This window comes from Chitinophaga filiformis (assembly GCF_021646545.1).
Lineage (GTDB): Bacteria > Bacteroidota > Bacteroidia > Chitinophagales > Chitinophagaceae > Chitinophaga > Chitinophaga filiformis_A.
The window spans coordinates 756,536-776,003 of record NZ_JAKIRP010000002.1 but is presented as its reverse complement, the minus strand read 5'-3'; the positions used below and the strand labels follow the sequence as shown (position 1 = coordinate 776,003).

The window sequence follows — 19,468 nt, the reverse complement described above, 5'->3', positions numbered from 1 at the left end:
AAATCCACCTACTTCTTCCACTTCCGCGCAATCTTCACAGCCGTTTCAATCATATATGGCTCCCACTGCTCTATTTTCCAGTCTGAATTAGCCAGGGAAGACTGCCGGAGTGCATCCATTGCCTGTGCATAAGAGTCTGACGATTCAAGAATAGCGGAAAGTTCCAGCTGCTGCTGATATAGGATCATGTCTTCTATAGCGGTATCTGTTGATAAAGGAGATAAGGGAAGAAAAGGATCAGGCGTATCGGCATCGTTATCATCACTGTTCTTACGAACGATCTCCTCCATCTGCAGGAAATCGTTGTAGAAACATTGTTTGCTCGTTGCTGTTTCCAGACCATTTCCCAATTGCTCCAGCACCACATATTTAAGATGCGGGCATCGTGCCATAGTCATTTCAAGCAACTGAAAAACTTCAGGAGGCACTGCATCGTCGTGCGTATCTCTCCTTATGCGACGGTTGGGTACAGCGGCAGAATCGTCCCAGCTGCCGCCTGAGATATGGATTTCCCGGACTCTATCCAATGGGTATAATGCAATCATCTCATCAAAAGAGATATCGAAATTCCGGAGCTGACAGTACAGATTGTGAAGATCGAGAATAATAAATCCGTTTACCGGCTCAAGCAGCTGTTCCAAAAAGGCGCCGTGTCGCTTTACTTCGTCCAGCGAATAGGAAAAGGCCAGGTTCTCCAGACCAACCGGGCGCCCGCAGGCTTCATGGATCCGCTTCAGCCTGTCCCTTCCAATATTGAGGGTGGCGGTAGTATAAGGGATATTCAGCGGGGCTCCGTGGTGAAAGTCTTTACCTGTCATGAAGCCGAAGTGTTCCGTAATGTGGTCAAAATGGAACTCATCAGTGGTCTGCTCCAGGTGTTTTAGCCAGCTTTCCTGCTCGGGCAACCACTTACCTGAAAAAAGAGAAAAGAAGACACCGTGGCCAATCAGCCGTTTCTCATTGCTGAAGGCTGTCAGTAGTTCCCGGAACCAGGCAGGTACTTCTTTGACCTTGTATAATGCATCGAAAGACCATTCTATGGCTTCGATCCGTGACTCTTCCATCAAAGGCAAACATGCTGCGAGCATGTTTGCATCCAGATTACAGGCAACGGCGGATAAGATTTTAGGCACCTTTTTGAAATTACAGCGTGAGTGTCGGATGTCGGTTATCAACCCATACCACAGGCAGGGCAGTTGCCCAGCGGTTGATTCTGCTTCGGCTTTTCTTTCGGCTTGGGTTGATCATCTTTCCCACAGGAAACGACAGTTGTTTGGATAGCAATGCCAATAAGGATGGCGCTAAGCAGAGATTTGGGCAGCTTCATTCTTTTGCTTTTTTGAAGATGAATAAGAAAATGCGTAATTATTGTCCCAGCTACGGCTACAGTTACTACAGGTCTCGGGAGTTGTTACCTGTGAAACGTCGCAACAGGAAAAAGGTTACAGGCAGAAATAAAAATGGCCACCCTGACCTGGAGGTCAAAGCAGCCATTTATGCAATTACTAGTGTTTCAGGAATTTAAGGACGCCGTCAATTATCCTTCCCTACCTGTATCCTTCTGGTGTTTCCACAGCTCCTGAAAAATGGCGCTGTGTTCACGGAGGTATTCAAACGTTCCTTCAGCCACAATACTACCTTGCCGGAGCACATAAATATAGTCGAACTGATATAGCAGGTGCAGACGGTGCATGGAAGAAATGAGCGCCTTGTCTTTGAAAGCTGCAAACATTTTCTGATAGATCATTGCTTCCGTTTTCGGATCCACGCTGCTGGTCGGTTCGTCCAGCAACACCACTTCGCTTTCACGAGCCGCCAGAATACCGCGTGCCAGCGCCAATCGTTGTTTCTGTCCACCAGAAAGGTTTACACCTTTTTCCCGTATGTCCGATTCCAGTCCTTTGGGAAGATGGTGAATCACATCCGTGAAATGGGCGCTTTCGCTGACCTCCATTATTTCTTCGTCGGTAAAAGGAAGGCCAAGTGTGATATTGTAAGCAATAGTGTTTTCAAATATCTCTGGTTCCTGTGGGAATAAGGTAACAGTTTCGTTGATGGTATCCAATCCGAAGGGCTTACCGTCCACTTCTAACTGCATACCCGGCTCTGGATTATACAACCCCCTTAACAGAGAGAGCAGGGTGCTTTTTCCGCTGCCGCTTTCACCGATCAGGGCGATCTTTTTCCCCCGGCCGATGCTGAGACGCAGATTATGCAGGCTTTGCGGGGCATGTTCGCTGTCGTATTGGTTACGGTGCGAGAAATTGAGGTTCCTGATCTCGATAGTCTGCCAGTTATCCGGCAAATCGGTCGGTTGATCCGGACGGTGCTGTTCCTTATAGGCCTTTTCAATATTACGGGCTGTTTCCACGTGGGTATTGAACTGCACGATCTCAGTGTATTGCCAGGCAACGTCGTGGAATACCGTGGTAAACTGCGTAACAAAACCCAGCAGGGTAATCAATCCTGCTACAGGGAACACCTCGCCTGCTTTCCAATTCTGGTAGACATATCCGGCAGCAACTACCACATAAATGAGGCTCACTAACATGTCGGCCGCAAACCACTTCCATTCATTGATCACAGCATTTTTTCTGAACGGCCGCGCAATGAGCTGCACTTTACTCAGCAGTCCGCTTTCCATGCTTTTCTCCAGACGCAGCGTGATCACCGTCATAATGTTCGACAGGCTGTCGAAGAGTGTGGAAGAGACCACGTGCTCCCGCTCATTTACTTCATCGAGTGTTTTAATAAAGGGCTTATCAAATTTCATGATCACCCAGATGGTGACTAAACCCAGCAGAATGCCTATACTGCCAAACAGCGGAGAAAAATACAGCATCGCAGTAACCGAAAACACCATTTTGGCGAGTGCATGGATATACATGAATCCTTTATCAAAAAATTCCTTTAGTGCTTCAAAGGCCTTGCGGATACGGTTGATAGTGGAACCGCTGTGATGGTCCTGGTGCCATTTTATCGGCAGGTGCAGGGCCTGGTGATAGCGCTCCATCAGGAAGTTACGACTGAGGTTGAAGGCCAGCTGGCGCTCCATGACACGTGCCGGGCCGTGGAAACACCACTCGACAAGTTTCAGTCCGAAATAAGTAACCGCATAAAGAAACGCGTAATAAAAGACCCGCTGGGTATCGTGCTGGATCTTCCCGATGAACCAGCCGAAAAGAATGGGATTCAGGGAGTAAATGATATTCGCAAAAATGAATAACGTATATACAAGTATGTATGTTTTTCGTTCGTGGCGCGCATAATGGTATGCTGTCCGCAACAAAGCGATATATGGATTTGGCATTTTCTGACTAATGAAAAAGTAAATAATTGGGTTTCTCCCGGTAGACTTCCAGGAGTAGAATATGATCAGAGCGGGCCACACAGTCAATACTGCGGGAAAATGCTACTGCTTAGTATATGAAGGTGATCCGAAACCTGCCTTTCATTGTCTGAGTTTTAAAATGGAATTGCAAAGGTGTGAAAAATTTTTGAAACTGTTTGCATAGCGGGAGAATTATGTGCCAGGTGATGAATGAAATACGCTGAGATTAGTAATCAGTAAATACACCCAATATGTAAAAAGGCCGTATCACTATGATACGACCTTTTTACTATGCAGTTGTAAATAAGGAGAAATACTAATTAATCCGCCATTTTAAAGGTAGTATTCAGCACTACCATGAGAGAAGATCCCGAAGCAGCATCTTTATTTTTAAACACAAGATAAATATCATGAAAACCTTCAGTAGTGGTTACAGGCAATAGTACCGGCTTACCGCTGAATAAAGAACCACCCTGCACGTCACCGATAAACGGCGTCTGTCCCAGCAATTTACCATTAGGATCATCTACGTGAAGTTCTATAATACCACCTGCGGCGTTCAACTGTGCTTTGGGTGCCATCGCAATAAATTCCACACCGGTAATACCTGTCAGGTCAATATGCTTTAGACCGATATAGCTACCTGACTGTGCAGGAATAATAAAGTTGTTGCCACCATAGCTCATCTTCGTAGCATCCTTTACTATGTCATATTTTGTGGGGTTAATGTTAGGATTGCGCAATGTAATAGCATCCACGGATGTTATGCCAGGCAAGCCATTATTACCTTTGTCTGTATACGCGGCATTAAGAACAAAAACGCCGTTGCCTTTATCGCCTGCCGGTATTTTTGCAGTGTAGGCTCCAGTCACAGGCAATGATTTATTCACCGGTTTAGGCGCCGATAAGCTAAGAATGTATTTGATCATTTCGGCAGCATCGTCGGCAGACAGTTGCGGATGCGCTGACATAGGCACATCTCCCCAGACACCTTTACCACCTGCTATTGTCTTTTTCACAAGCTTTTCGAGCACATTGCTGTTTCCCTGGTACTTTTTAGCAACAGCAAAGTAGGCTGGGCCGATAGACTTCTTATAATCACTATGGCAGGATCTGCAATCACTGGCGTTCAGCAGCTTCAGGCCTTTGGCATAATCTGAACCAGCTACCGGTGCTTTATGCCCCGCTGGAACAGCAGGAATATCTTGTCCGGATGCAACATAATCGATGTTAACCAGGATGTCTGCCGGCTTTACTTTACCGCCAGCTAAGGTTCCATCTTCCTTGTCTTTTACATGCACTTTGTAGTTATATGTCTTTCCCGCTGTGAAGAAACTTCTATTGTTTCTGCCAATTTCAAACCTCACATCAGGCGCCTCATTCCCTGCTGTTAATTCCATTGACTGCGTGGCTATTCCTCCCTTATCGTCAGACACGGTCAGAGTGGCTTTATACAAGCCTGGCTTTGACAGCATAATACCAGCATCCGGGCCTGCAATTGTTTTAGCAAAGCCATTTTTAGATGTTATTTTCCACAAGTATTTAAGTGTATCTCCATCGGGATCAGTCGTTCCGTTGGCAGAAAGATTTATCTGTAACGGAATAGCACCGCCGGATTTATCGGTCAACATCTGGATCAGGGGCTTTCTGTTACCGCCGTTGTATTCAATACGAATTAATCTGGCATCGTCATTGGCTGAGAACCAGCCGGAGCCGTACTCCAGCATATACAGATCGCCGTTATCGGCAAACTCCATGTCCATCGGATTGCTAAACTTATAGCTGGGCATAAACCTTTCCATCGATACATAGTTACCTTCCTTATCCAGTGTTACTGCCATAATCCATCCTCGCATCCATTCGTATATCAACAGTTTTCCGTCATAGTATTTAGGGAAAGCGCGTGCCGCCTTTTTGAAATCATCACTATAGAAAACAGGGCCAGCCATCGCACTTCTACCACCGCTACCCAGCATTGGGAACTCCTTTGATGCACCGTAGGGGTACCATATGAATGCCTTCTGTGCGGGCGGCAATTCATTCAGGCCGGTATTGTTGGGCGATGTATTGACAGGTCTTGATGCATCAAATTTACCAGTGACTGCATTGGTGTTGAAATCCACTTTGGGGTAAGCTATATTATCGCCCACGAAATAAGGCCAGCCAAAATTTCCGGCTTTTTTAGCCTGGTTTATTTCATCATATCCTGCCGGACCTTTCACTGAATCAGGATCGTTGGCATCAGGTCCTACTTCACCCCAGTATAAAAATCCGGATCTTTTATCAACGGCTAATCTGAATGGATTTCTGTCGCCCATTACATAAATTTCCGGGCGTGTCTTCGGTGTGCCTTTGGGAAAAAGATTTCCATCAGGAATGGTATATGAGCCATCTGCCTGCGGTTTGATACGAATGATCTTCCCCCTTAAATCGTTTGTATTGGCGGAAGATTTCTGCGCGTCCCAGGGCGATCTGTCGTTACGTTCATCGATAGGCGCATAGGCCGTTGCCCGCGGACTGGTATTATCTCCCGTAGATAGATACAGATTACCCTGACCATCCCAGCTTATTGAGCCACCTGTATGGCAGCACTGTTCGCGTTGCGTTGATACTTCGAGTAACACCTTTTTAGATTTCAGGTCAAGTACATCGCCGTTTAATGTGTACCTGGTGAGGATGTTCCGTGGTTTAGACGGGTCAGAATAATAGAGATATATCCAGTGATTCGAAGCAAAATCGGGGTCTTTGTTCAATCCCAGTAAACCATCCTCCGCTTCAGACTCTTTACCTTCTTTGTCCTTATACTTTGTACTTACCGGGATTGTAGCGATGGTTTTCAGCTGTTTTGTTTTAGTGTTATACAACTTTACAGCACCATGCCGTTCAATGAATAATACGCGTCCGTCATTCAACACGGTAATTTCCATTGGCTCATTGAGCTTCTCTGCCAGCACCACTTTGGTGAACCTGTTCTCTTCGGGTTTGGCCTTTGAATAATCCAATGTAACAGGTGCTTTGGCACTCATGGCATATTGAAGACCAGCATACAGGTGTTTTAAAAAGAGCGGCTCTTTAAACGTCTCATCTGTATGTCCCATGTTGGTATAAAATGAACGGCCACCGTCAACATCGTGATACCAGCTCATAGGATGGTTGTTGCCGTTTTTACCACCTGTATAGCTTTTTTCGTCGAGCTTTACCAACGGGTGTATAGTGGGATCTATTTGCTTAAAGCTGTAAAATTCATCAGTACGTTCGAATGTGTCGGGCATCTCTCTGGTAGCAAAGCTGTTTTTATCTACCACATAGAACTTACCTTTCTGCACATTATTCGGCATTGGATGATCAAGGAACCATGCGCCTACCAGTCGTCCATACCATGGCCAGTCATATTCGCAATCTGTAGCCGCGTGAATACCAACAAAGCCGCCACCGGCCTGTATATATCTTTCGAATTCCTGCTGTTGTGTATCATTCAATACATCACCAGTCGTATTCAAAAAAACAACTGCATTGTAACGTTTTAAGTTTGATGTTTTAAACAGTGAAGCATCTTCGGTAAAATCGACTGCAAAGTTTTTCTCAGCTGCCATTTTTGAAAAAGCTTCTTTGCCGGCAATGATTGAAGAATGCCTGAAACCCTCGGTCTTTGAAAATACCAGCACGCGGAGTGACTGAGCATAGGTATAACCCGTTCCTAAGGTCAAAATAGCTAATAACAGTACAAAAGCCGATAGATGTTTCCTGGCCATGATATTGATATTTTGTAGTGATGGTTAATTGCGGATGTTGCTGTCATTAACTGGGTTAAGCACCGGTTTATATAGCGGCTATCAATATGGAAGCAGGTGGCATAGTATCACCTGACGGTTCAATACTGATCTATTGAACAAGCACTTTCATAACGTATAAATGACGGAATAAAACTAAGGGGAGTTTATTAATCAGCAAAATTTATTTCGTCAAATTGACATAATACATAACTTTGAGGAGGGGATATTTGCATAAATACCTGACAATGAACCGAATAAAAAGTCGTAATTTTTAATAGCACTAAAGGCAAGATATGGATACGAGAGAATTAGACCCCTCCTATTTTGATGAGCAGGTGTATGTTAAGCATGTAGCGGTTGACAATGTCATTTTCGGTTACCATGACAGGGAACTGAAGGTTTTGCTTCAGCGGCCCAATTTCCAGCTCAAATGGACAGTGGCCGGTGGATATGTGCGTAAGACCGAATCAATTGAAGAAGCAGCACATCATATCGCGTTTCTGAGAACGGGATTGAAAAATCTTTTCCTGGAGCAATTCAAGTCATTTGGTCATCCTTCAAGAACAAAAGACGATTGGCAGGCGATAAAAAAAGCCATTGAAAACGCCGGCATGACACCACCACCCGATTCCTGGATCCTGGATTATAGTGTATCCATTGCCTTTTATACGCTCACTGAATTTTCGCTGGTAACTGTGCAAAAAGGCCCCTTTGACGAAGCTCTTGATTGGTGGCCGGTTTCTCAATTACCACCCATGATGTTTGATCATGCATTAATTATTGAAGAGGCGCTAAAAGCACTGCGCCGGGATATTTACCACTACCCTATCGGTTATGAACTGCTGCCACGTAAGTTTACACTTCCCGAGATCCACAGCCTGTATGAGACGATTTTAGGGAAAATGCTCGACAACAGGAATTTTACAAGAAAATTAATGTCGACCGGCATCATAAAAAAGCTGGACGAAGTAAGGAATATCGGTGCACACCGGTCGCCTTACCTGTATAAGTTTGAAAAAAAGAATTATGATGCGGCTTTAAAGAATGGCATCTTTCTAGGCTTCTAAAGCAATTCAAAGCAGAGCCCGATAGCACGAATCAACTTAATTTTTTTACTGCTAAAAAAATTAGTATTTTTATACTGATTCGATTTGCCGAACAAGAGAACAGGTAACATACAGTTTTCTTAATCAGGCGCCTGTTGAACGTTCATAATAAATCGAATTGTCGTGCACGAAAATCATTAAAAGCCGCTGAAACCACGGAAAACACTGATCTGTTTTTGCAAGTTTGTTAACGCCATTAATACAGTCTATCCTAGTACAACTTTTGTAAAAACAGCCACTTTGTTGTGGATAGCGACACCCCATCCTTCACTCATGTAAAAAGATGTTTGAACAGAAAGCAACAATGACATTTCCAGGCTGGCTATCCAAAAACCTGGCCGCTTACATCAGGACCAATCACCCTGCATGAATCAGACCCTTAAAATTTATCGATCACATTATTAACCGTATCTTATGCCAATCACTTTCAATGGAGTTGCTCCAACTCAGGCCACCGTGGCCAAATGGGATATGTATGAAGCCATTATTGATCTTAGTGCTACTTACACCAACCCTTACGATTATACAGACATTGCTGTTCAGGCCATTTTTACCTCTCCCTCGGGCGTACAACGAACAGTAGATGCCTTCTGGATGCAGGACTATACTATTGACCTGAGCACAGGCGCCCTTACACCCACTGGTACCGCGGCATTCCGCGTACGGTTTACGCCTGATGAACAAGGCCAATGGTCGTATGTACTCTCGGGCAGCCTGCAAGGCGGCACACCTGCGACGAGTGCTGCATATTCTTTCACCTGCTCCGGCATCTCCGCTACCGGCAAGGGGTATATCCGGAAAACCAATACCAGTTATCTCCAGTGGGACAGTGGTGCACAATACATTCCTGTAGGAGAAAATATTGCCTATCCGAATGCAGATGTCATCCGTGATTATAACAATTATCTGGATAAGCTGGAACCTACAGGCGTCAACTTTATCCGCATTTGGATGGCCACCTGGGGTGTGGCGCTGGAATGGACCAACGTGGGTGGACTCACCGGTTTCGACAAGCTAAAGCAATACAAGCAAACGGCAGCGAAACAGATCGATTACCTGCTCAACCGCGGACAAACCAACGGCTATGCCATCATGCTCTGCATCAACTATCACAACCAGTTTGTAGCCGGCGATGAGTGGCAAAATAACCCGTATAATACCGTGCAGGGTGGCCCATGCAGTGAACCGCTGGCGTTTTACAGCAACAGTACTGCAAAAGATATCTTCAAAAACCGCTTACGCTATCTGGTAGCAAGATGGGGATATGCAGGCAGCCTGCAAAGCTGGGAATTGTTTAACGAAGTAGACAACACGCCGTACTACAAGAGCAGACCTGACGACGAGATAAAGTTTGACAACTCAGCTGTTATTGATCAATGGCATGATGAAATGGCCAGCTATCTGAAGTCGATCGATCCTCACCACCTGGTTACCAGTTCCTTCGGAAATGAGATCTATGGAGACGGCACCTGGCGCAGCACCAGCATCGATTTTACACAGGTACACAAATACAAGCAGGATCCACGTATGCCACGCCTGCTCGCCAACCTCAATCAACAGCGCCTCAGCACTTATTCGAAACCGGTGCTGGACGGTGAGTTTGGCATGATCGTTTACGCAGACCAGGCAAAGCTCGTCGATCCAAACGGCATCAGTATGCACAACGTAATGTGGGCTACCCTGCTAAGCGGTGCTATGGGCGCTGCTCAGCCATGGTGGGAACACTGGGTGGACGATCAGAACCTGTATCCGCATTTCTCGCGGTTGTCAGCTTTCAAAGACATAGTACCTTTTGTAAGCGGCAATTACCAGAAGGCATTCCCGACCTATTTGAACACCAATCCGATTGACCTGACCGTCATCCCGGAGGGGAACTGGCCCGACGCAAATGGCGACCCTAAACCTGTATTTGACTTTACACTGGATAATGAAGGGGAACTGACGCCCGGTTTAAGCCAGCTTTCGCAGTTCGTTTGGGGCAGCACAAACAATACCGGCTTACGCAGACCACCCTCCTTCCACGTTAACTACCTGCAAAACGGAAGCTTTGTGCTGGTGACTGCAAATGATATCAGCGAGTCAGGCGGCAGGGTAACCATTTATGTCGACGGTGTACTGGTACTCGACCAGGCAGCGCAGACAAACACTACCTACACCGTACCTGTTAGTGCCGGGGTGCATACTATTAAAGTAGACAACCTTGGGACAGACTGGATACTGGTATCTCAATTCAGGTTCATCAATGCAGCAGGGCCTTTGAATCTTTATTTCCTGAAAAGCGCCGATAGTAATGAGGCGGCAGGTTACGTATTATACAGGCTGTACAGCCATCAGTATTTTTCCAATGGCAACACTACGCCTCCCCCAACGGTGCCTGCCGGCGCTATTGTGAACATTCCCGGTATGAGCAATGGGACGTATACCATCAACTTCTATAGTTGTGCGCCTGCCGCTACTACCGCTCCTGCACAACCTGTTGCCACACGTGTGGCTACCGCTGTCAATAACGTATTGACCTTCGGCCTGCCCGAACTTCCATGGGACATTGCGTTTACTGCTACCTTGAGCAATAGCACGCCGAATGCACTTAGCGCACCTGTATCAGTGTCGCCCACGCTGGGCTGGGCCGCTACCACGGCTCCGGTTTTTACGGTAAACAACGCCGGTATAACACCCGGTACTTCCAGTCTGGGAATGTTTATCTATGGCAGTCTGGCCAATACGCAATACCGCAACCCACCTACCTTTATTGCTAACTATGCACAGACGGGGTATTTCGAAGTACGTACCGCTGCTACCATATCATCAGGTTCCCCACGGGTGACAGTGTACGTGGATGGCGTTAAACTACTTGACCAGGCGGCAATTGTTAACACCTCTTATGTTGTTGTCATCCCGCCCGGATTGCATAGCATCACGGTAGACAATCTCGGTGGCGACTGGGTGCAGGTAGATCATTATTCTTTTGTACCATCGCTTGCTTCTGGTATACCTGCACCCGGGCAGACTGCCAGTGCCAGATTAGTTGAGCCGGGATATCCGTGGGGAAGCATGCCTCCGGTGAACAGCTTTACACTTGGTGCAGACGGTACTTTGACGCCCGATGCGGCTAACCTGGCCATGTATGTATATGGTGAACCTGCCCATCCGGAGTATTACAATCCGGCTACCATCAATGTCAACTTTCCACAGAATGGATATTGTAAACTGACAACCGGGGCTTCAGTTTCACAGAACGCCCGGATAAGTGTTTACGTAGACGGTGTACTGGTGATCGATCAGACAGCAATTGCTAATCTTTCGTACGTGGCAGTGATTCCTGCTGGTACACACAATATCACCATCGATAATCTGGGTGGTGATTGGTTCCTGCTGGATGCATTAGTGTTTGATGTTCTGTAGTTTTAGTCATAGCAGTAGTATGCTGCTTGCAAAAAGCCGGCTTATCGCCGGCTTTTTGCCTTATACCTGTCTGGCATCAGTGAATAATCCCAGAATCGGGCGATGTTGAAGTACGCCGGCCGACACAGCAGTAATAATTTATAAAATTGTCAATAAAACAATTAATTTTTGCAGGGAAGATTATTAGCTTTATTCTGGAAGCTCGCGAGCTATATTAATCTGATAATTCCATGTTGTTGTGAAATATATTCTTTTCATATATTGGCTGATACTGTGGCCCCAGGTAGGTTTTTCGCAGCAAAGTGATCTTAACTTTGTCAATTTCAGCAGTAAAGATGGTCTGTCTTCCAACACAGTGACCACCATACTGAAGGATAAGTATGGCTATATGTGGTTTGGTACCGACGATGGTCTTAACAAATTTGACGGGGTTCGCTTCTCCGTTTACAGGCATAAACAAAGCGATACGATGAGTATCGGCGCCAACTCAATACTTGCCATGCACGAAGACCGCTCTGGCAATCTTTGGGTGGGAACAAATGCAACCCTGTCTCTTTACGACCGCAAGAAAGATGGGTTTATTAATTACCGGATCACCTTAAATAATACTACCCGTACGCTCTTCCGTGATCATTCAGGCATACTGTGGATCGGAAGCTATATCGGCCTGTTTACATTCGACCCGCAAACAGGAAAAACAACACGGTATAGCGCCGACGCAGGCAAACGGGGACAACTTGTGTCAAACGTCATCACCTGCGTATTTGAAGACAGCAGACACCGATTGTGGATAGGCGGCAATTCAGGCTTGTACCTTTATCGGAGAAGCAGCAATGATTTTAAACATTTCGCGCATAATCCGGCAGACCCGCTCTCACTTCCGGACAATTCGATAAAGGCTATAACAGAAGATCACAACGGCAATTTGTGGATTGGTAGCGACGATGGTGGCTTAAGTATGTTGCGACCTGATGGAAGGGGGTTCGACACGTACAGGCATAGCCAAACAGACAAGCAAACGCTGAGCAGTAACCGCATCTGGACAATAACGCCAGAGAACCGTAACAGCCTGTGGGTTGGCACTGAGGAAGGCCTGAACATCTTCGATCTGCAAAAAAAGACATCCCGCCGCGTAGAACATGATGCCCGGAATAAGTACAGCCTGCATGGCAAGTCTGTCAGAAGCATCTTCATAGACAGGAACGGCATTTACTGGATCGGAGCCTATCAGGGTGGCATTAGCAAATACGACAAAAACCTTGCTTTCTTCAACCTTCGGGAGAGTAATCCATTTGATCCAAAAGGATTGACCACACCTGTTGTGACATCTTTTTCTGAAGATGGGAATGGGAATATCTATGTTGGAACAGATGGCGGTGGTATCAATTTATTCAACAGAGGCACCGGATTATTCAATCATCCAAAGTTCTGTGACCAGGACAAACCGCCGGCAGTGCTTGCGCTGGAACGTCTGGACGGAGAGCTCTGGATCGGGACTTTCATGCAGGGCATATATGTATTGAGTATGCAGACCGGCAAGGTGAGACACTATATGAAAGGTGACGGGCCAAAAGATATTTCCGGTAATGACATTTTTTGCCTTAAAAAGGATAGCAAAGGCAATATCTGGATAGGCACTAATGGAAACGGTGTAAACGTCTATGATCCGGCATCGGGACAATTTCGCCGGTTCGATAAGGACCACAGATTCCCTGCCGATATAAAGGTGTTTAGCGGTGGCTTTATCCGGTCCATTGAAGAAGATGCATCGGGCAATATCTGGATCGGCACCCTGGGAGCCGGGATAGTGATGATTGATCCATCAGGTGATAAGATCCGGGTGTTCAATCGCGAAAACAGCAATCTGCCAGCTAATGAAGTCCAGACAATCTGTGCCAGTGAAAGCGGCCGGATCTGGGCTGGTACACAAGGTGAAGGATTATGCCTGTTCGACACCAAAACGGAAAAATTCGTCCGTTTCGCCGAGCAGGAAGGCCTGTCGAATACCGTTATCTATAAAATACTGGAAGATGACGCAGGCAAAGTGTGGGTTAGCACTAATAAGGGCATCAGCAGTTTTGACCCTTCCACTAAAAGATTCAAAAACTATTTCCCTTATAACGGTTTACAACGCAGCACCTTCTGCATGGGAGCCGGCCTGAAAACCAGCAAGGGAGAACTGTTCTTCGGCGGATTGGATGGATTTAACTATTTCAATCCCAAACTGTTGAATTTCAACAGGAATGTACCTAAGATTGTGCTGACGGACCTGAGGATCTCCAGTAGTTCGGTGATACCAGGTGATAAAGCTGCGATCAGAGAGCACGTATCTGTAGCTGATGAGATCAGGCTTGACTACAAACAGAACTTTTCCATTGACTTCACCACCCTGAACTATACAGCGCCCCAGGAAAGCAGGTATTCCTACATACTGGAAGGCTTTGATAAAACCTGGAATGATGTGGGGACTTCCCGGACGGCCGTATTTTCCAATTTGCCACCCGGCAGATATGTATTCCGGGTAAAGGCAAGCAGTGATGACGGTTCGTGGAGTACAGAACAGGCGGTCATTAAAGTATATGTCAGGCCTCCCTTCTGGCTTACTGCATATGCCTATATTTTTTACGTGTTCGCGGCGGGCTTCACCTTGTGGGCGTTGCGGCAACGCGCCATCCGCAAACTGAAGAATAAGTTTGCGCTTGAGCAGGAGCGTCTTCAGATAAGGCAAGCCATGGAACTGGAAAGAAAAGAGGCCGAGCGGCAACGCGAATTTGAGCAGGTCAAAATCAAATATCTCACCAACTTAAGCCACGAATTCCGGACACCGGTGTCGCTGATTGTTGGCCCTGTTGAAAAGTTGATCCAGGAAGAAGAGTGTCAGCCAAAATTAAAACAGTTGAATCTTGTAAAACGGAATGCAAGGCGACTTCTAAATATGGTTAATCAGCTACTGGACTTCCGCAAGCTCGAGGAGCAGGAGCTGAAGCTTAATCTTACCGAAGGCGACATCGTATCTTTTACAGGAGAAGTGGTAGAACTATTTAAGGATATCTCTGATCGCAGACATATCAATTTCTCTTTTACGAGCACCCTGGGCAGCTTCTATACCCGCTTTGACCGGGATAAAATTGAGCGGATACTGTTTAATCTTTTGTCGAACGCTTTCAAATTTACTCCAAGAGGGGGTCAGATATCGCTTAATATTGACCGTGATCCGGCGCTGGGTATCAGGATTACGGTTACAGATACCGGTGTTGGCATGACGCCGGACATCCGGGAGAAGATATTTACACGCTTTTTCCAGGGAGACGTTCATCCCGGTATACTGAATCAGGGCAGTGGTATTGGTCTTTCGATTGCGCTGGAATTTGTGAAAATGCACAGTGGCACCGTAGATGTTGAGAGCATCCCCGGGAAAGGAAGCATATTCACCGTTCAATTACCTTTAGAGCCGGTAGAGGAACCAGTAGATAGTATGGGCCAGCCGGTAGAGAGTAAAAATGCACATCATGTGTCTGATAATATGCCCGTAGCTGATCCCGGACCGGCACAAGGGGCCGTTGTTCCCGGCATTGAAAAATTGACCGTGTTACTGATTGAGGACAATGACGATTTCCGCTATTATCTGAAAGATAATTTAAACCCTTTTTACAAAATAGTAGAAGCCGCAGACGGGAAGGAAGGCTGGCAAAAGGTACTTTCGTCACATCCCCATGTCATTGTGAGTGACATCAATATGCCGTATATGGACGGCATACAGCTTAGCCAGAAGATTAAATCGGACAAAAGGACCAGCCATATCCCGATCATTCTGTTAACTGCCCTGACAGGTGATGCATCCCAGCTAAAGGGCCTGAAAACAGGGGCCAGCGACTACCTGACAAAACCGTTTAACTTTGATATATTAAATGTAAAGATCAGTAACCTGTTATTGCTGAATAAAAATCTGAAAGACACTTATACCCGCCAGTTAAAGGTAGTAATGCCTGCAGCCGAAGTGGAATCGGAAGACGAAAAGTTCCTGGTAAGGGTTACACAGTATATTGAAGACAATATCAACAGCGATCAATTAACAGTGGAAGATCTGAGTAAACATCTCTTTATGAGCCGTGCCTCATTGTACAATAAGGTAGTACAATTGACAGGTGAAACGCCTGTAGAATTTATCCGCTCCATTAAATTAAATAAAGCAGCGAGCCTGCTGGAAAACAGCGATATGAAAATTGCCCAGATTGGCTATTCTGTCGGATTTTCCACACCTAATTATTTTGCCCGGGCTTTCAAAGCGAAATTCAACCTCTTACCTTCTGAATACCAGCTTTCGAAAAAACGGTCCGTCAGTTAACATACTCCCTCCGTTGGCCCTCTCTCTACCCGTTTTAACAGGAATTTCCTTCCTGCAGGGTTTGTATTGAAATTAACTCATTCATTTTCTGTCCACCTCAGAAAATAAATACGAACAACTGCTGACATGTGATGTATTTATTATCTGTTACTCCCTTTTTATCAGACCTCCCTACCGCTTTCACCCAATAATGCACCTGTTTAAACATTTGTGCTATTCATTTTTACAAATTAACCATGGCTCCTGTAAGCGTCCGATTACATTCGTCTGCATGATTTAAGATCAGCTTCTACGTAGTACTAAAGAAACAATAAAACCACGATTATGAAATTTTCGGTTACGCACAGCTTACGAAAAGCGTCAACCTTCTACAGATGCCTATGGGGGAAAACGATGCTCGCTTTTCTATTTACTTTTCTGGCGGTGGCGCAGGCCAACGCACAAAACATCACTGTTTCCGGTCGCATTATCGGTGACGACGGAACAGGTATTCCTGGCGCCAGTGTCCAGGTAAAAGGCGCAAAAAACGGCGTACACAGCGACAATGAAGGGAACTTTAAACTTACTGCGCCCGCTAACGCTATTCTGGTGATCTCTTCAGTCGGTTTCTTACCCCGCGAAATGGCCATTAACCGGCAAACAACCGTTAACGTGACACTAAAATCGGCCGTCAGCGACCTGGAACAGGTGGTAGTAATAGGCTACGGTACAGCTAAAAAGAAGGACGTCACAGGAGCAACGGTTTCCGTCAAAGGAGAAACGTTAAGAGAGGTAGGCGCACCCAATATTTATAACCAGCTGCAAGGCAGAGCTGCCGGCATTGACATTGTGAACAACGGCTCCAGTATAGGCACTGGCGGCGAGATCAGGATCAGGGGTAACCGCTCCCTGGCGTCCAGCTCGGGCTCCAACAACGCACAGAATGGCCCTTTACTGGTGGTAGATGGTATCCCACTTTCAGGCGGCAGTATCAATGATATCAATCCCAATGATATTGCAACCATCGATGTACTGAAAGACGCATCGGCCACTGCTATATACGGGTCGCGCGGATCGGGCGGCGTTATTATCGTTACCACCAAAAGAGGCCGCCAGGGTAAGCCTGTTACCAGTTATGACGGCTATGTGGGTATTTCCCAGGCCATGGGTACCTACGATCTCTTTAACGCACAGGAATATGCCGCTTTCAAGGATGCGGCAAAACAAGGGCAGCCCAATCCCAACAATCCCCATCCTAACGCACTTACCCCGATTGAACAGGAAAACCTGGCCAAAGGCGTTAATACAGACTGGCAAAAGCTGTTGTTGACAACGGCTATCCGGACGGACCACAATATCAGCGTTTCCGGTGGCAATGAAACTACACTGTATAGTTTTGGATTTGGCGTGTTCCGTGAAACAGGCGTTATACCGGATCAACGCTTTGATCGTGGTTCAATGCATATTGCCATCGATCACAAGATGACTGAACGATTAAAAGTGGGGTTGACAACTACCAATACAATGAGCTGGGCCAACCGTGTTAATACCAACGCCTTTGGTGCCGCCACCAGGTTAAGCCCGCTGTACCTTCCCTACAATGCTGATGGAAGCATCAACTTCCAGCCAGCCATACAGCAATCCAACGATGCACAACAAATAAGCCCACTCACTTCCATCGGCAATAACGATAAGATCAAAGCCCGTACACGCCGTTTCAGAACATTGACAAATGTGTATGGAGAACTGGAGATTGTGAAGGGACTTAAACTGAGAACCAGCCTGGCCCTTGACTGGATACAGACCATGAACAACAACTACAATGGTCCCGGAACAGTTTTTAACACCAACACGACTACTGCCGGCGCTACCCTGAGTCAGTCGAATGATGAAACATGGAGCTATACCGTAGACAACTCGCTTAGCTACGAGAAGACCTTTGCAGAAAAACACAAGATACAGGCCACTGCCTTGCATGAGGTAGTAAAGAACTATAATCAGAGCCAACAGTTCAACGGACAAGGTGTTCCGGCAGACTATATCCAGGACTACAATTTCCAGCTGGCAAATTCACTGACGGCCAATCCGTCGGGTTACAGTGCACGCGGCCTGCTGTCTTATATGGGGCGCATCTTTTATTCCTATGACGACCGGTACATGTTAACCGCCACAGTCAGGACCGATGGTGCTTCCGTACTGGCTCCCGGAAATCAGTGGTTCACTTATCCGGCCCTGTCTGCGGGATGGAACCTGAGCAACGAAAGTTTTATGCAAGACATAAACTGGATAGATAATCTTAAGCTGAGAGTTGGATGGGGCGTAAGTTCCAATCAAACTATCGCGCCTTATACAACCATCGGAAGCCTCTCTTCCAATTTCTACAACTATGGTCCCGGGACTACTCCCAATGTGAACTTTGTATCGGGGTACCTGGTCAACACACTGCCTAACCCCAAACTCACCTGGGAATCTACCAGGGGCTACAACATAGGTCTCGATTTCGGATTCTTTAATAACCGTCTGAGCGGCGCCATTGAGTACTATAACGTCAATACCAGGGACATCCTGCTGAGCAAGGAATTGCCGCGAAGCAGGGGCGCTAACTCCGTGCTTGTCAACCAGGGAAAGACCGCCGGTCATGGCGTGGAAATAACGCTCAGCAGTCTGAATGTAAAGAGCCGGGGCGGGTTTACCTGGAATACAGACCTGAATTTCTCCATGGCCAGGGAAAAGATTGTTGCACTCCAACCCGGACTAACCCAGGATGTAGGCAATGGCTGGTATGTGGGGCAGCCGCTGACCGTCATTTATGATGTGAAAAAGACCGGTATATGGCAGCTTGGCGAAAAAGAAGACGCCAGCAAATATGGCGCTGCGCCAGGCGACATCAAGATACAGGATGTTAATGGCAATGGAACCATCGGCGCTGAAGACCGCCAGGTGATCGGCAATTTTCAGCCGGACTTTGTATTTGGGTTCAGTAACCGTTTTGCCTATAAAAACTTTGATCTGAACATTGTAACGTTCGGGCGTATCGGGCAGACAGTGGTTGTTACCTATCTGACCGCGGATGGTGGCGCTGCCGGTCATCCTTTCTTCATGAACAGCCGCGTGAACCAATATAAGGTGAATTACTGGACACCAGATAATCCTACAAATGATTTCCCTCAGCCCGACGCCAGCAGGGATGCGCTACAATACACATCTACCCTTTCTTACCGCGATGGTTCTTTTATTAAGATAAGGTCGATGAACCTCGGATATAACCTTCCTTCAAAAATCAGCAACAGGATCGGCATTAGCTCCATGCGGGTTTACCTGGCTGCTCAGAATCCGTTTATCCTCTGGGCCCCACTCGTACGTGACGGACTGGGAATTGATCCGGAAGGTAACGGTAATGGCAATGCTGTTGGTTCAACAGCGGGAGGAACACCGGTGGTAGGCAGGGCTATTACGGTGGGTATGGGCGTGCCTCCGACACGTCAATACATGCTTGGTGTTAACGTTAAATTTTAATTCTGAAACTTAGCTC

8 protein-coding genes are annotated in these 19,468 nt (G+C 46.5%); 4 read left to right on the top strand and 4 right to left on the bottom strand.

Annotation, left to right across the window (positions count from 1 at the left end; translation table 11 throughout):
* Positions 1-8: 8 nt before the first annotated feature.
* The 4 genes from L3C95_RS09380 to L3C95_RS09365 all read right to left on the bottom strand — a co-directional run bounded on the left by L3C95_RS09380 (position 9) and on the right by L3C95_RS09365 (position 7,083).
* Complete coding sequence (locus L3C95_RS09380) at positions 9-1,088, bottom strand: DUF692 family multinuclear iron-containing protein (RefSeq protein ID WP_236387059.1); 1,080 nt, start codon at positions 1,086-1,088, stop codon at positions 9-11.
* Between the two features lie 83 nt (positions 1,089-1,171).
* Entirely contained in the window at positions 1,172-1,327 is a 156-nt protein-coding gene (locus tag L3C95_RS09375; RefSeq protein WP_236387058.1) for a hypothetical protein, read from the bottom strand.
* 210 nt (positions 1,328-1,537) lie between these two features.
* Positions 1,538-3,310 (bottom strand): ABC transporter ATP-binding protein, encoded by a 1,773-nt coding sequence (locus L3C95_RS09370; RefSeq protein ID WP_236387056.1) that lies wholly within the window; start codon positions 3,308-3,310, stop codon positions 1,538-1,540.
* 341 nt (positions 3,311-3,651) lie between these two features.
* Positions 3,652-7,083: a ThuA domain-containing protein gene (locus L3C95_RS09365; protein ID WP_236387054.1), complete on the bottom strand. Its 3,432-nt coding sequence runs from the start codon at positions 7,081-7,083 to the stop codon at positions 3,652-3,654.
* Between the two features lie 314 nt (positions 7,084-7,397).
* On the opposite strand from L3C95_RS09365, the gene L3C95_RS09360 reads away from it, so the two are divergent.
* From L3C95_RS09360 to L3C95_RS09345, 4 genes are all read left to right on the top strand, one after another.
* Entirely contained in the window at positions 7,398-8,171 is a 774-nt protein-coding gene (locus L3C95_RS09360; RefSeq protein ID WP_236387052.1) for an NUDIX hydrolase, read from the top strand.
* 453 nt (positions 8,172-8,624) lie between these two features.
* Positions 8,625-11,612: a DUF5060 domain-containing protein gene (locus L3C95_RS09355; RefSeq protein WP_236387049.1), complete on the top strand. Its 2,988-nt coding sequence runs from the start codon at positions 8,625-8,627 to the stop codon at positions 11,610-11,612.
* Positions 11,613-11,850: 238 nt separating this feature from the next.
* Positions 11,851-15,957 (top strand): two-component regulator propeller domain-containing protein, encoded by a 4,107-nt coding sequence (locus L3C95_RS09350; protein ID WP_236387047.1) that lies wholly within the window; start codon positions 11,851-11,853, stop codon positions 15,955-15,957.
* A gap of 324 nt (positions 15,958-16,281) precedes the next feature.
* Entirely contained in the window at positions 16,282-19,452 is a 3,171-nt protein-coding gene (locus L3C95_RS09345; protein WP_236387045.1) for a SusC/RagA family TonB-linked outer membrane protein, read from the top strand.
* Positions 19,453-19,468: the final 16 nt, after the last annotated feature.

What these genes read in the sequence shown, in the direction of transcription:
- L3C95_RS09365 (WP_236387054.1), bottom strand. Translation starts at nt 7,083, where the DNA reads ATGGCCAGGAAACATCTATCGGCTTTTGTACTGTTATTAGCTATTTTG.
- L3C95_RS09360 (WP_236387052.1), top strand. Translation starts at nt 7,398, where the DNA reads ATGGATACGAGAGAATTAGACCCCTCCTATTTTGATGAGCAGGTGTAT.
- L3C95_RS09345 (WP_236387045.1), top strand. Translation starts at nt 16,282, where the DNA reads ATGAAATTTTCGGTTACGCACAGCTTACGAAAAGCGTCAACCTTCTAC.
- L3C95_RS09375 (WP_236387058.1), bottom strand. Translation starts at nt 1,327, where the DNA reads ATGAAGCTGCCCAAATCTCTGCTTAGCGCCATCCTTATTGGCATTGCT.
- L3C95_RS09380 (WP_236387059.1), bottom strand. Translation starts at nt 1,088, where the DNA reads ATGCTCGCAGCATGTTTGCCTTTGATGGAAGAGTCACGGATCGAAGCC.
- L3C95_RS09355 (WP_236387049.1), top strand. Translation starts at nt 8,625, where the DNA reads ATGCCAATCACTTTCAATGGAGTTGCTCCAACTCAGGCCACCGTGGCC.
- L3C95_RS09370 (WP_236387056.1), bottom strand. Translation starts at nt 3,310, where the DNA reads ATGCCAAATCCATATATCGCTTTGTTGCGGACAGCATACCATTATGCG.